Here is a 13417-nt window from a genome sequence, read left to right on the forward strand (position 1 = left end):
GGGATTTCCCCGCATTTAAGAGCAGCCGCAGCTTCCTCCGCTTCCACAACCGCCTCCGCAAGCAGATCCTGAGTCAAAGAAGGGATTGCCGGTCGGCACTTTAACATTTTCAGACACTGAACGGCCAATTAAAACACTGACTTCATCCAGCAGGCTTTGCAGATCTTTTTCTGCACGGCGAAAACTTGCCACATTTTCGTCCATATCCATATCACGTTTCAGCTCACGGATTTCCTTCATCACCCTCTTATAATCGGGATGATAGCGGCCGAAGCGCTGAACCTCTTCATACAGTTCTTTCATTTTGCTGAATTGCTGTATTTTGAGCTGTGTGCCTTTATCTGACTTTAACCTATATAAACAACGGCGGTACTCTTCTGCAATATCCGACTGCAGGATCTGAGCTGCCAATTCTTCTGCGGATTCCTGAATTTCCAATCTTTCCAGTGTAGCAAGCAAAAACGCTCACCTCCATAACGTCATTTTAACACGTTTAAGGAAAGTAAGCTAATAGTTGTTTTTAGGGAATGCTAATGTAAAATTGTTTTTGAAGCCCTAATGATTGCCGATTATTTTTCTCGACAATATCCACCTTCACATGGTGCATACCTTTGTTCAGTCCCTTAATGACAAATGCTGCAGTATGATATTCGTCATATCTCTTTCCATCCACGCTAACTACTATTTTTCCCTTCTTGCCTTTCTTTCCTGTTGAAAACGTAACTCCCGGGGCAATGCATTCCACGTAGACTTGACTTCCCTGAACGATATGTCTTACTGTTACCTCTTTTTTGTCCCGGGAGTTAAGCGTCGCCGCCTCTGCTTCATGCTCTAATGCAAAAGATTCCGGTTCGGGTATATCTTCTCTGCATCCCGCCAAACATATAATGGCCAGTAATAATATCCATTTTTTCATTATAACCACTCCTTGCCATTAGCGTTTGCAGGCAAGAGAGTTTTTAACCAAAAAAATAAGCCATATCCGCCTGGACGACCTTAGTTGTGTGTACATGGAAATAATACTATTGCGAATCATTCATCGCCTGGAACATCTGCATCATCATCGAGGCCATTTGCACTCCATTAGAAAACCGTTGAACCTGATGGTGGACCGTTTTTTCATAATGATTAATGGAGGCAGCTTCAAACTTATCAAGCTGATGTGGATTTTTACTAAGAATTCGATACCATGCCGGCTGGACCCTTATAAAATTTTTCAGATCTTGCTTAGAATGGATATAGTCCACCACTTCTTTTCTCATACAATCCACTTCCCTTAATCTTTTGTGAATGAAAACGGATGCCTGGGACGCTCGGGAGCTTCCGTTGCTTTAGACTGTGACGAGGTATCAGCCGACTGAAATTGCGACAACACTCCTTGTACGGCACCAATCGCCTGGCTCAAACTGTTTATATGCTGTTCCATCTGGGCAGGATCCATATTTTTCAGCATACCGCCGATTTGATCCATGAATCCCTTTGAATCCTTCTTTTCTTCTTTGACTTTACCTTCTCTAAAGTCATCCCACCGTGAATCTTCTTCTCCTAATAAGTACCATTCCTCAAACAATTCCTGCCAAGTGGCAGTCCCCTTCCTCACTTCTAAAGACATTTTTGGGTGCTTTTGCACGAATTCCTTGAATTCTTTCACTTTAGGATGCAGCTGTTTTGCCATATCCTTCACCTCCTAACTCGGGGCATATACCTACTACAACATATGAAACTCCTTTCTAAATGTGAATGACCAAAAGGCTGTTTTCGCATACATTGGTGTTTTCAAAAAAATGCCAAGAGCCGGATTTTCCCGTGGATACTAGGTACTACTCTCTAATCGGAGAGAGCAGCTCAAATACTGCTTTTTTTACCCTTGCTTAAATACTGTTTTATTTTCACTCCAATGGCTGAAGTTGCACCTCACTTTTTTATGATCTTTTCGCAAACTTTGCGGCTAGTTTTTATATTTAAATAAAGTAATATCTCCTTATTAAGATAAATTTCATTTAACAAAACAGTATTACATCCTTAAAACAGACATGAAGAATCAAAAAAAATCCCCCAGGAAATTATTTCATGATATGATTAAAAAGTCTGATAAAAGGAATAGCCCACCCCCATAGCTGCTGATAACCGCTATTAGAGACTTTCAAGAGAACAAACAGCAATTAATCATTTATACAAATATAGTAAAGAAACAAAAATAAAGAAGAAGGATGAATTAGGATGAAAGAAGAACTGACAGAACTTTTGAATGAATGTATAGAGAACGGTAACGAAGCGGATATTAGCGTTTTAAAACAAATGCTTCAAGGAGTCAGAAGAAAACAGGATCAACACAATGGATCTTATATAGGCGCAGCCTTGGCGATGGAAAGAACTAACGGAGAAGATACCTGTGAAGTGACAATACCCATCACCCCGCTTACCTATAACTCCCTGGAAATAGTTCATGGAGGGATCACAGCCACACTAGTGGATTCTGCTATGGGAACATTGGCTAATATTCTCCTCCCCGAAGGATATGGTGCAGTCACCACCAACTTGAATATTCATTACCTGGCACCCGGTAAGACAGGAAGCTTAACTGCCAAAGCTTCTCTTGTTCACAAAGGCTCCAAAACACTCGTCATTGATGGCAAAGTAGTGTCAGACGATGGAAAAACTGTTGCTCACTGTACAGGATCTTTTTTTGTGGTTAAGAAAAGACTTTGAAAGCATGTAAAAAGCCTGCCATCTTGTGACAGGCTTTTTACATGCTTTCCATTGCAACTATCATGGCTTTCAAGAAAGACAAGAGCTTCACATCCTTTTTCCAGAGAACCTCCAGTAATAAATCCTAAAGAACACTCTATGCAAAAGGCTGTTTTCACTTATATTGTTGCTTTCGGATATCCCCGGATAATAAGAGTTTTATCTCTTATTGGGGGAGAGTAGCTCTTTTCTTTTCGATGTTCCCTGATTTTACCTCTCTTGATATGGTTACTTTTTCTGAATAAGTATCAAATAGCAACAATGGTTTCGAATAGAGCCTTGCAAAAACAGGCCTGAGAAAAGAGCGTAAGAGAACAGGTTTCTCACACGTTCACCACTCTGGAATTCATTGCAACTAGCAATAGCTATTAACTTTGATCCATAACCCTTAGCTGAGCCTGCCTGTTGAACAAAAAAGAACCAGCCATCTTTGACTGGTCCTTCGAAACTTATGGTACGAATTGCTGGATAAAATTTTGAGTAAAGTACTTTCGATATACTCCCACTCCAAGATGCGTAAAATCCGGTTCCAATAAAGTTTTCCGGTGTCCCTCTGAGTTCAGCCATCCATGTACAGCTGCTGGGCCGTCGGCATACTGGGCTGCAATATTTTCCCCTGCCATACCAAAGACAATATTTCCGCTTTCCAAACGGTCTGCAAGTGTTCCGGAAGTAGGGGATTCATGGGAAAAATAATCCTGTTCAAACATATCTTTGCTGTGCTGTTCCGCAACAGAGGCTGTTACCTCATCCCATTCCACCTCACCTGCTTCATAGCTTGACCGGATAATATTAGTGATTTCGAATATTTGCTTTTCACTGCCTTCTGCTATCTCATCCCACTTTTCTTGGGGGATATCGCTTTCTTCCATTAATTCCCCTCTATACACCATCTCATAAGGCCTTTGTTCAATCAGTGTCTCTTTATTGAACAGGCGTATGCTGACAAGTTTTCCTGTATACTTATCAAGGTATAGCTGTGCATATACATCCCCGAGCGAAGTCAGCATCCTTGTATTCAGGTCTTCTTCAGATAGTTCGAAACGGTAGGTACCTTCATCAACATTTACAACAATTTCAGATTCAACGGGAGAAGTTTGGTAGATTTCTTTAATCGTCTGCCCCACTTTGAATGGTTCTATCTCTGCTTCATCTCCAGCCGCATAAATGGTGACGATTTTGCTTCGAAGTATGCCAACTTGAAAGTACTTCTGGTCAGAAATATGATAGATCCACCACTCATACCCATATGCTGATGGATCAATACGGTCAGGTTCGCCTAATTGGGCAACCAGCTCTTCAGCACTCTTATTAATAAAGGAGGCCATCCCCAAGGCAGGAGCACCCATATTAGGATTCTCTTTTGTTCCATTGAGAGAGTCATTCTGATCTTCCTGAGGTTCATTTGTTGCAGGCCCTTGTAATATAGGGGTGTCATCCTGCTTTCCATTTGAATAAATACCGACAAAAATTATAATAGCTAGAATCGTTAAGATACGAAGTAAAGTTTTCAGGAGTTATCCTCCTTTCTCTTAGTATGCTGATATAAAAATTTCATTTAAATCCTTTAAGATATACCGTCGATTTACACATCGGGATAAAGACTTTATGTATATATAACTATTATTAGTATAGCATTACTTGTAATTCCTTTTACAGTAAGACCTTTTAAATTTTTTCTGAAATGCGTATTCATTTCGATTTGTTTATTTATTACCTATACTATTCACCGGCCACTTCATTTATTTAGCATTGAGCCGCTTTAATAAACACTTTGAAAAGCCTTGTTTCAAACAGTATGAAAAAAAAGCCCTTAAGAAAACAGCCTGAAATTGGAGAAGCACCGGAACATAAATAGAGCCGTCCTCAAGTAAAGGACGACTTCTCATCAAAATAGAAGTGACTGTTATCTATCGACCATCCATACCATGAGATCAAACCTGCGCTGATCAGTTAAGGCCTTGGCTTAAATTAACAAGGTTTGTTAGAGCTGATTTCGTGTTGGGATATTTTTTCTATAGCCAAGTTGGTTTGATGATCCAGCTTATCCCTGACTGCCAGGTCTCCAAGAGAGACTATACCTACAAGTTTTTGTCCATCAACCACCGGCAGCCTCCTGATTTGATGACGGCTCATTAATGATGCCGCCTCCTCGATCGAAGCTTCTGCTCCGATGGTGACCAGTTCATCACTCATCACTTGTTCTACTTTAGAAGACCCCGGATGCTTCTCTGCCACCCCTCTGATGACTATATCCCTATCTGTGATCATTCCCGCCAAAAGATCTCCATTTACAATCGGTATTGCACCGACATCATACTCCTTCATTTTGACAGCTACTTCAAATACATTATCAAGCAATGTGCAAGTTTCGACTTTTGTGGTCATTATATCTTTTACATTCAAGCTGCTCCCCTCCCTTCTGAATAGATACTGCTATTATCATTCTCTTTTAAAAGAGAAGTATTCGCCTGCATACCCGGTAATTACTATTTTCGTCACAATGTATTCGTTGCATCAATTGAAAAATTCCACTATTATAAAGAATGAGGAATTTTGCATTCTGCAGAAAATCACAAGAAAAGAATGCGTTGAAGATATTGGAGGGATATATATGCGTTTTGAAACTTCTGGCGTCGATAAAATGAAAGCGGATTTAAACAGACTTGATGAAGTGATGAGCTCACATGGAATGCATCGTGATGGGCAATGGGATTATGAGCGCGTCACATATGACAAAAAGTTTGAGATCAAAGAGGGTACATTCTACCTTAGAATTCAAGGTCATACGGTAAATGGTGACATTGGGAAACATGATGCAATCATCCAACTAATGACACCACTGCTGGGAAAACATTATTACCCGCATGGCATCGAATATGGTGAAGGAGAACACTTTCCTGCACACCTTGTGACAACGTGTGAGAAGCTGTTGGGCGAAATTAAAGCAGAAGTGTCAGGATTTGCAGAATAACGAATAACTCCGCAGGCAGAAAGGGATTACCTTTCTGCCTGTTTTTTTGTAAAGGCTGCTTTCTCCTAAATAGTTGCTTCCGGAAAAATCCCAAGTCCCGGATTCCCCCTGGAATCGAAATTATTTCTTTAACCATGAAAGGCAGAAAAGTCTAGAAAAAAGAGCCTTTTAAAAAAACACTGATGACTTTTTTAAACCCGTATGAAAGGTTCGATATGCAGAGGGCTGCACTTAGTATTCCGTGAGGGTTTCAAGTTTTGAATCTTTGGATAATAAGCTGCGTACTCGGCGAAGATAGATTAAAGTGAAAAAACTTTAGAATTGGAAGCTGTGCTCTGTTCAGTTTAGGACATATTGTAATATAATAGTTATATAGGTACATAAGAAGAAAGGGGCACCAAATTGACAAAGTTTCTTTCCAAGAAAATGATCATAGTCAGCATCTCAGTCATTTTCACTATTTTATTGCTTTATTATATCCTCCCTGTATCCATCCCGCTTATAGCTGCCATAGTCACAGCACTGTTACTGGACCCTGCGGTGAAAATGCTTGAAAGAAGATTTAAGATCAAAAGAAAACTTGCTGTCTTAATCGTCTTTATCATTTTTATACTATCAATCGGTGTGATTTCTTACTTCGTGATTACGAAAGTCGTTGGTGAAGGTGTCAAACTGGTAGAGGATATTCCCTTATATATCAATCAGCTAAGCGATATCTGGCTGTCTTACGAAAAACAATTTACCAATGCTGCAAAGGATCTGCCAATTGAAATTGTCAAAGAAACGAGCAGAGAGGTTCAGGACTTTTTAACCAGCTTCAAAAACAGCTTGAAAGAATATTTGGATATAGAGAAAATAAGTGCATTCCTCGCGTATATCCCTAACTATTTAGTCAGTTTTCTTGTATTCTTAATAGCACTGTTCATGTTTATGCTTGACCTTCCAAGGATAAAACAAACGATTTTCAACCATCTGACAGAAAAAACAGCTGAGAAAGTAAATTTTATGACTTCGAGACTTTCTTATGTGATTTTCGGATTCTTTAAAGCACAATTTCTGGTTAGTATTATCATTTTTGTAGTTGCACTAATCGGCCTTCTCTTTATTTCTCCTGAAGTGGCCGTCGTCATGTCAATCATTATATGGGTCATTGATTTCATTCCTTTGATTGGATCTATCGTGGTGCTCGCCCCTTGGGCCATATTCCACTTACTATCAGGAAATCTTACTTTGGGAACGGAGCTCGCAATACTTGCTGCGGTCCTTCTAATCATCCGCAGGACCGTCGAACCTAAAGTGATGGGGAGCCACATCGGTCTCTCTCCTCTGGCAACGCTGATTGCGATGTATCTCGGTTTAAAACTGCTCGGTGTTCTCGGTTTCATTCTGGGACCATTAATTTTAATCGTGTTCAATTCTGCTAAAGAAGCGGGAATTATTAAGATGAACTTCAAAATTTAATTCTACTTACTAAGGGCTTGATACGGATTCTGTACATTCCAATACATTAACCTTAAATATAAGTGAGGCAGGTCGATTATCGACCTGCCTCTTTTCGTAAGCTTTGTTTTCCCAAAGAATAACCAGAATTCACCGGTGTAACCTGGTGATCTTGAAAGAAAAGACCTGCCCTTCCCGATTAGAGAGAAAACCCTTAGGTTCCGGGGAAATCCCAAAACAGCACTATTTGCGAAAACAGCCTTTAGAAAAAATCAATAAAGAAACCAGATTTTACTTGCACGTTTTCTGTTAAGATCTGGATTTTCTGCGAATCTCCCTTTATGAGCCCCATGTTGCAAAGCTCTGTGGCGGAATAATTCCCGAAAATCAGCGGAATTAAAACATTGACGTCCAGCTCCAGATCCACCTCATAGTCAGATGACAATTTCTCTATTTTCTTATTAGCAAGAAGAAATTTCCCATTGTTCCAAGACGCATAATCGTCATGGATGTTCATTGATAATTCCCCTTTAAAGGAATGGAAATATAATTAAAAAAATGAAAAGACATCTACTACTCTTGCCATGAAATATGGTTGAAGTTCTGTTATGGTTTTCGGGTTATGAAATAGAAAGGGCAAAGGATCGCGCGGATGCAAGACCAATTCAACTTCTGCCAGCATGGAGTCATGCTGGCAGACGAAATTCCATAAACCATTTCTAGCCTCAGCATTCAGTGCAATAAACTCTTCTACTTTCATCTTCTGGTCTTTGACATCATAAAGAATATATCCAATGTCTTCGCCTTTATCGTCAGCGTAGACTGCAACGCTGAGGGTGGTTATCGTTCTTTCCTTCCACCATTCACTATCCCTTGCCAGCATACCGTTATACCCTTTGGCATATTGCCTGTAGATTTCTTCTAATTTATATGGATAGGTATCTTTGTTGAATCTCCTTATCGTCCCGGATACTGGCTCAAACATTTTTAATTCTGCCTTTGGTACTTTTACCTTTTTTAATGTGGTAAACAATTCCCAGCCATATTTTCGATAGAATGCAATCGAGAAAGGATGAAGCATTGAAAGAGTTTGTCCTTTTTCCCTCATCCGTTCCAAAGTAAAGGTTAATAAATCTTTTACCAATCCCTTTCTTCTGTATTCCGGGTAGGTTGCTACTCCTGCTATCCCTCCCATCTTATATTCCGTGTCTCCCAGAAAAACACCCAGCGATAGCAGATGGAGTTTTGCAGCAAGCTTATCTTCAATTTCAATGCCATATAACTCGTGGGTATCCAATTGCTTATACCTTTTTTCTAATTCCTCTTCTGGAATCTTGTATTGAAAGGCATACATCGATAAGTTTAAAGTTTCTTCATAATATTGTTTATCAAGCCTCTTGATTGTCATCCCATTTCACCTCATCGTTCAATATTCGATAGGTAAGCGTTGTATTCCTTCAACACATACAAAAAGGAGCCGGTAATTATACCAGCTCCTTTCCTTTAGGTTGCTCTTAAAAACCTAGAATTGCTTTTATGACAGAGGTTGTTTCTCCGCCTTTATAAAGGACATACAATAACGAATATACAGCCACTCCAGTAATCGCAGTAAAAAACCAAATGATACTTGTTATTGGTCCTAATTTTCTATGTCTTTCATAATTCGCTTTGTAACCTGTCCATAAAGTCACCAGACCAAAGACCGCACCGGTTGTAGCCAAGGTGATATGAAAAATTAAAAACGAAGTGTAATAGATTTTAATATCATCAGGACCGCCAAATGCGGTATTTCCAACAAAGATAGTCCGGCTTGCATAAATAATAAAGAAAGTTAAGGCGAAAACGGCTGCCATGAACATGGTTTTTTTATGTGCTTCAATCTTCCTTTGTTTAATCTGCCACCAGCCTATCGCCACAGTAATGGCACTTAAAACGATAAATGTCGTGCTGATTGTCGGTAAAATAGGTAAAGACATGGTTTCTTCCTCTCTTCTCTCTATGGTAAAAGTATTAATTATTCAACAGGTCTCGGTGCTGTATAACCGGCATTTTCATATTGCTGCATCGCTTGATCAGCTTCTGCCTGATCTTTTTTGTACCATTGAAAAAATAGGCTGGCGAGAACAAATCCAAATACGATTTCCTGGATGATTTTCATTATAACACCGCCAAGCTGCTGATCATGTTCAAGTGACATGGATGTGAACAATTCGGGACCGCTTAAAGTCAAACCGGACAAAGTGCCTGCAGGAACACACAGCGCCAATGCTTTTAGCCACTCTGTGGGATCATAATAGGTGGCATAAAGTGGATTATTGGCAAATATAATTAATCCGCATGCCGGAGTCAACAGTACGGCACTTCCAAGTATATAGCCGATTTTTTTTAAACCATGCAGGTCAATTTTATTATCTGCAGGGTTCAACAGCGGCCACCACATAAAGACTGCCAGGATGAATAAGATGAACGTAAACAAGCCATGAAGGGTCACATCTGTCCTGACATTATCAAATACAGCTGGAATATGGTAAACAGAAAACAAAATGTTAAATGAAACAAGTGCGATAATCGGTTTAGTCATGAAAGACATTACCGGCCTGATTACCGGAAGCTTAACCACGCTCTTCCAAACCCATGCAGGAATACCAAGGAGAAGCAGAGGTGTAAAGACTAGATATAGAGTCGCCATCTGAGTCATATGGACGGAAAACAGCATAGTGCTCATCACTTCCACAGGAGAACCTTTGATAGCATATAGTAGAAGCATCGAGATTAAAAAATAGGCTGCTTGTTTAGCAGTAAGCGGTTCACTCTCTTTAAAACTGTTTCTCCACTTAACAGTGATTAAGAAATAAACAGCTGTTATAAATAAAATTGTAATTATAAATAACGGACTCCACAGTGCAAAAAATCCGAATATACCTAAATGCATAATGAATACCTCATTTCTTAGGAATGCTCATCTATATTATACGTTGACCCTTTCTGCAGTTCAACGTCCGCTCATGACAAGTTCATGACATTTCCCCTTGGAGCACTTTTCTCTTCCCCTGCGGAACCGCTTTTGGTTTCCGTCCCCTTTCAGCTGGCTTTCATACCAACTGAAAATATTGGCAGGTATTAGGAAAAGGACTGGGGGCTGTGAATTTAGGTGCTGTAGTGATCCTCTAAATTGTTTGCTCGGAAACGTATTCAACATCAGCATTACTTTTCCACTAACCCAAAGCCCTTTTATTTTTTATTGCTGTCAGCCGCCTTCTTAGAAGAGAATAATTTGTTCAGTCCTGCATTATGCAAATCTTTTCTCTCTTTAGAAGGTGCATCTTTTACGCTGTCCTAAAAGAGCCTTCCTTAACAAATGAAAAAAGAAAAACCCTTGAAATTGCTAAGCAATTTTCAAGGGTTTTCTTCTTTAAATCCAAACGATTGTCATAAAAGCCAAAATGGTAATAAATCCAACGAATGCTCCTGAATATAGAAACAAAGCAGGGGCTTCATGTCCTTTATGGCTCATATGCATGAAATAATACAATTGGAAAATAAGCTGCACAGCAGCAAGGAGTAGAATAAATGGTATTACAAACCATTTTGAAAATCCACCCGCGACTGCTACGAAAGCCGTCAAAGTCAAGAAGATCATTAGAGCAAATGAAACTACCTGCATTCTCATGTCCTCTGCATTTTTCTTGCGGCGATATTCGTAATCTACACTTGGGTTACCTGAATTTGATTGTACATTCGCCATCAGTTTATCCCACCATTCCCATTAGATATACTACCGTGAAGATGAAAACCCACACGACATCGATAAAGTGCCAGTATAAACTCGCTACATAGAACTTTGGTGCATTATACAAGTTCAAACCTCGTTTGGCATTGCGGACCATCAATGAAGTGATCCACATCAGACCGAAAGCCACGTGGGCACCATGAAAGCCTACTAAGGTATAGAAAGCTGAACCAAAGGCACTGCTCGTAAATGTATGGCCATATTCATGGACATAATGATTAAACTCATAAATCTCAAGTGCAAGGAAAGCAGCGCCCAGCAAAACTGTGATTAACAGCCAAGCCTGCATACCCTTGAAGTTATAGTTTTTCATATGATACATGGCATATACGCTTGTTAATGAACTGGTTAATAACAGCATAGTTGCGATGAAGGCAAGCGGAAGATCGAAAATATCCTTTGCCAATGCATGGTCAGGACTTGGCACACTGTCTTTCAATGCTAGGTAAGTAGCAAACAGGGAAGCAAATAATACAGTTTCGCCTCCAAGGAAAAACCAGAATCCCATGAACTTGTTCTTGGCTTCCAAAGTAGCCTTTTCAGGGGCTGCCGGCCAAGTTTTAGGTGTAAATTTTTCTTCAGTATGCATTATGCATTACCTCCTTTATCTGAATCATCAAGAAGGTCTTCTTTATGAACATGATAACCATGATCATCAATTACTGATCTTAGGAACATAGCTCCTAGAGTGATCAGCATTCCGATCACAAGTACAGGAATTGCCCAAGCCTTGTCATCCACATGGTACATAGCGCCGAATGCAGCTATGAATAATCCAAGAGACATCACAAATGGAAGGATTGAATTGTTAGGCATATGAATATCACCAAGCGGTTCAGCTGGAGTATACTCTTTCTTTCCTTCCATCTTCTCTAACCACCAAGAATCCAAGCCGCGAACAAGCGGTGTTTGCTTGAAGTTATAGAATGGAGGAGGAGATGGGATTGCCCATTCCAATGTACGGCCGTCTCCCCAAGGGTCATTGCCGACTTTAACACCTTTAACCTGAGTCATGATGATGTTGTAAAGAAGCACAAGAACTGCCACTCCCATGAATGCAGCACCAATGGAACTTACCAGGTTTCCTGTTTCGAAACCTTGACCAGGCAAGAATTTCCAAATACGGCGAGGCATACCCATAAGACCAAGGAAATGCTGGATGAAGAATGTTAAATGGAATCCGATAAAGAACAACCAGAAAGAAATCTTTCCTAAAAATTCATTCAACATTGTACCGAACATCTTCGGCCAGTAGAAATGAGTTCCTGCTAATAGTGCAAATACTACCCCGCCCACGATAACATAGTGGAAGTGGGCTACAACGAAATAAGTGTCGTGGAACTGATAGTCAGCTGCCGCTGATGCAAGCATGATTCCTGTTACACCGCCCGCGGTAAACGACGGTATGAACGACACCGCATATAGCATCGGGGTTGTAAATGAGATACTTCCGCCCCACAAAGTTAACAGCCAGTTAAATATTTTAATTCCTGTAGGGACTGCAATAGCCATTGTTGCAACAGCAAAGATTGCGTTTGCGATAGGTCCCAGACCAACTGTGAACATGTGGTGAGCCCATACCATAAATCCTAAGAAACCGATAAGTACTGTAGCAAATACCATTGAAGAATAACCAAACAAACGCTTTCTTGCGAATGTAGGGATAATCTCAGAGAAAATACCGAATGCCGGCAAGATCAGGATGTATACCTCAGGATGTCCAAAGATCCAAAAGAAATGTTCCCAGATAATTGTATTTCCTCCTGCTGCCGAATCAAAGAAGTTAGAACCGAACATACGGTCGAACAACATTAGGAACAACCCGATAGTAAGAGCCGGGAATGCGAATAAAATCAAAGCAGACGTTACGAATGCTGTCCAAGTGAACAAAGGCATACGCATATAAGTCATACCTGGAGCACGCATCGTGATGATGGTTACAAGGAAGTTGATACCACCAATAAGCGTACCGGCACCTGAAATCTGAAGGCCGAGTACATAGAAGTCAATTCCATGTCCTTCTGAGTGGAGAGATAATGATGCGTATGAAGTCCACCCCGCATCCGGAGCACCGCCCAGGAACCAGGACAGGTTCAAGAAAACTCCTCCGAAGAAAAATAGCCAGAATCCAAGTGAATTCAAAAATGGAAAGGCGACGTCACGTGCGCCTATCTGTAAAGGAACGACTGCATTCAAGAATGCGAATATGAGCGGCATGGCTGCCAGGAATATCATAGTCGTCCCGTGCATTGTCAAAACCTCATTGTATAAGCCTGCGGCGATAAAATCATTATTCGGCACGGCAAGCTGAATACGTATAATCAAGGCTTCTAGTCCACCCAGCAAGAAGAAGAATCCTCCTGATACCAGGTAGAGTATAGCTATCTTCTTATGGTCCACTGTTGTCAAGTAGTCCCAAAGAGTGGCGCCGAAGCCTTTCTTTTGTGCATAGCTACTCACGATTA

Annotated in this window: 15 protein-coding genes and 1 pseudogene; 3 read left to right on the forward strand and 13 right to left on the reverse strand. The window is 40.4% G+C overall.

Annotated features, from left to right (window positions below):
• Nucleotides 1-15 precede the first annotated feature (15 nt).
• From FZC78_RS13835 to FZC78_RS13850, 4 genes are all read right to left on the reverse strand, one after another.
• Nucleotides 16-459, reverse strand: coding sequence for a YlbF family regulator (locus tag FZC78_RS13835; protein WP_148940389.1), 444 nt, complete (start codon nucleotides 457-459; stop codon nucleotides 16-18).
• A gap of 61 nt (nucleotides 460-520) precedes the next feature.
• Complete coding sequence (locus FZC78_RS13840; RefSeq protein ID WP_148940391.1) at nucleotides 521-916, reverse strand: hypothetical protein; 396 nt, start codon at nucleotides 914-916, stop codon at nucleotides 521-523.
• A 106-nt stretch (nucleotides 917-1022) separates the two neighbouring features.
• A complete protein-coding gene (locus FZC78_RS13845; protein WP_148940393.1) occupies nucleotides 1023-1262 on the reverse strand; it encodes a YlbE-like family protein in 240 nt (79 codons plus the stop codon).
• Between the two features lie 14 nt (nucleotides 1263-1276).
• The gene (locus FZC78_RS13850; RefSeq protein ID WP_148940394.1) at nucleotides 1277-1675 is read right to left on the reverse strand and encodes a YlbD family protein; all 399 of its coding nucleotides are present in this window, start codon (nucleotides 1673-1675) and stop codon (nucleotides 1277-1279) included.
• Nucleotides 1676-2220: 545 nt separating this feature from the next.
• Between FZC78_RS13850 and FZC78_RS13855 the strand changes: the two genes are divergently transcribed.
• Nucleotides 2221-2709, forward strand: a complete 489-nt coding sequence (locus tag FZC78_RS13855; RefSeq protein WP_148940396.1) for a PaaI family thioesterase — start codon at nucleotides 2221-2223, stop codon at nucleotides 2707-2709.
• Between the two features lie 488 nt (nucleotides 2710-3197).
• Here FZC78_RS13855 and FZC78_RS13860 read toward each other — a convergent pair whose 3' ends face one another.
• Together FZC78_RS13860 and FZC78_RS13865 are read right to left on the reverse strand one after the other, a co-directional pair.
• Nucleotides 3198-4097, reverse strand: coding sequence for a CAP domain-containing protein (locus FZC78_RS13860; RefSeq protein WP_252183623.1), 900 nt, complete (start codon nucleotides 4095-4097; stop codon nucleotides 3198-3200).
• Between the two features lie 622 nt (nucleotides 4098-4719).
• Nucleotides 4720-5136, reverse strand: coding sequence for a CBS domain-containing protein (locus FZC78_RS13865; RefSeq protein WP_148940851.1), 417 nt, complete (start codon nucleotides 5134-5136; stop codon nucleotides 4720-4722).
• 226 nt (nucleotides 5137-5362) lie between these two features.
• On the opposite strand from FZC78_RS13865, the gene FZC78_RS13870 reads away from it, so the two are divergent.
• Nucleotides 5363-5722 carry a YugN family protein gene (locus FZC78_RS13870; protein ID WP_148940400.1) on the forward strand — a complete coding sequence of 120 codons (360 nt, stop codon included), beginning with the start codon at nucleotides 5363-5365 and terminating at the stop codon, nucleotides 5720-5722.
• A 402-nt stretch (nucleotides 5723-6124) separates the two neighbouring features.
• A complete protein-coding gene (gene ytvI / locus FZC78_RS13875) occupies nucleotides 6125-7183 on the forward strand; it encodes a sporulation integral membrane protein YtvI (RefSeq protein ID WP_148940402.1) in 1059 nt (352 codons plus the stop codon).
• 241 nt (nucleotides 7184-7424) lie between these two features.
• Here the strand turns inward: ytvI and FZC78_RS13880 are convergent.
• From FZC78_RS13880 to ctaD, 7 genes and pseudogenes are all read right to left on the reverse strand, one after another.
• Nucleotides 7425-7682, reverse strand: a pseudogene (locus FZC78_RS13880) (sterol carrier protein domain-containing protein); the annotation flags it as partial.
• A 30-nt stretch (nucleotides 7683-7712) separates the two neighbouring features.
• Nucleotides 7713-8570, reverse strand: a complete 858-nt coding sequence (locus FZC78_RS13885; RefSeq protein WP_148940406.1) for a GNAT family N-acetyltransferase — start codon at nucleotides 8568-8570, stop codon at nucleotides 7713-7715.
• 106 nt (nucleotides 8571-8676) lie between these two features.
• Nucleotides 8677-9138, reverse strand: a complete 462-nt coding sequence (locus FZC78_RS13890) for a DUF420 domain-containing protein (protein ID WP_148940408.1) — start codon at nucleotides 9136-9138, stop codon at nucleotides 8677-8679.
• A 38-nt stretch (nucleotides 9139-9176) separates the two neighbouring features.
• Entirely contained in the window at nucleotides 9177-10094 is a 918-nt protein-coding gene (ctaG, locus tag FZC78_RS13895; protein WP_148940410.1) for a cytochrome c oxidase assembly factor CtaG, read from the reverse strand.
• 480 nt (nucleotides 10095-10574) lie between these two features.
• Nucleotides 10575-10907, reverse strand: a complete 333-nt coding sequence (gene ctaF, locus FZC78_RS13900) for a cytochrome c oxidase subunit IVB (protein WP_148940412.1) — start codon at nucleotides 10905-10907, stop codon at nucleotides 10575-10577.
• Nucleotides 10908-10911: 4 nt separating this feature from the next.
• Nucleotides 10912-11541 (reverse strand): cytochrome (ubi)quinol oxidase subunit III, encoded by a 630-nt coding sequence (locus FZC78_RS13905; protein ID WP_148940414.1) that lies wholly within the window; start codon nucleotides 11539-11541, stop codon nucleotides 10912-10914.
• Nucleotides 11541-13412, reverse strand: coding sequence for a cytochrome c oxidase subunit I (gene ctaD, locus FZC78_RS13910; protein ID WP_148940416.1), 1872 nt, complete (start codon nucleotides 13410-13412; stop codon nucleotides 11541-11543). Before ctaD ends, FZC78_RS13905 begins: the two co-directional genes overlap by 1 nt.
• Nucleotides 13413-13417: the final 5 nt, after the last annotated feature.

It is taken from the genome of Rossellomorea vietnamensis (assembly GCF_008180415.1).
GTDB classification, from domain to species: Bacteria; Bacillota; Bacilli; order Bacillales; family Bacillaceae_B; genus Rossellomorea; species Rossellomorea vietnamensis_C.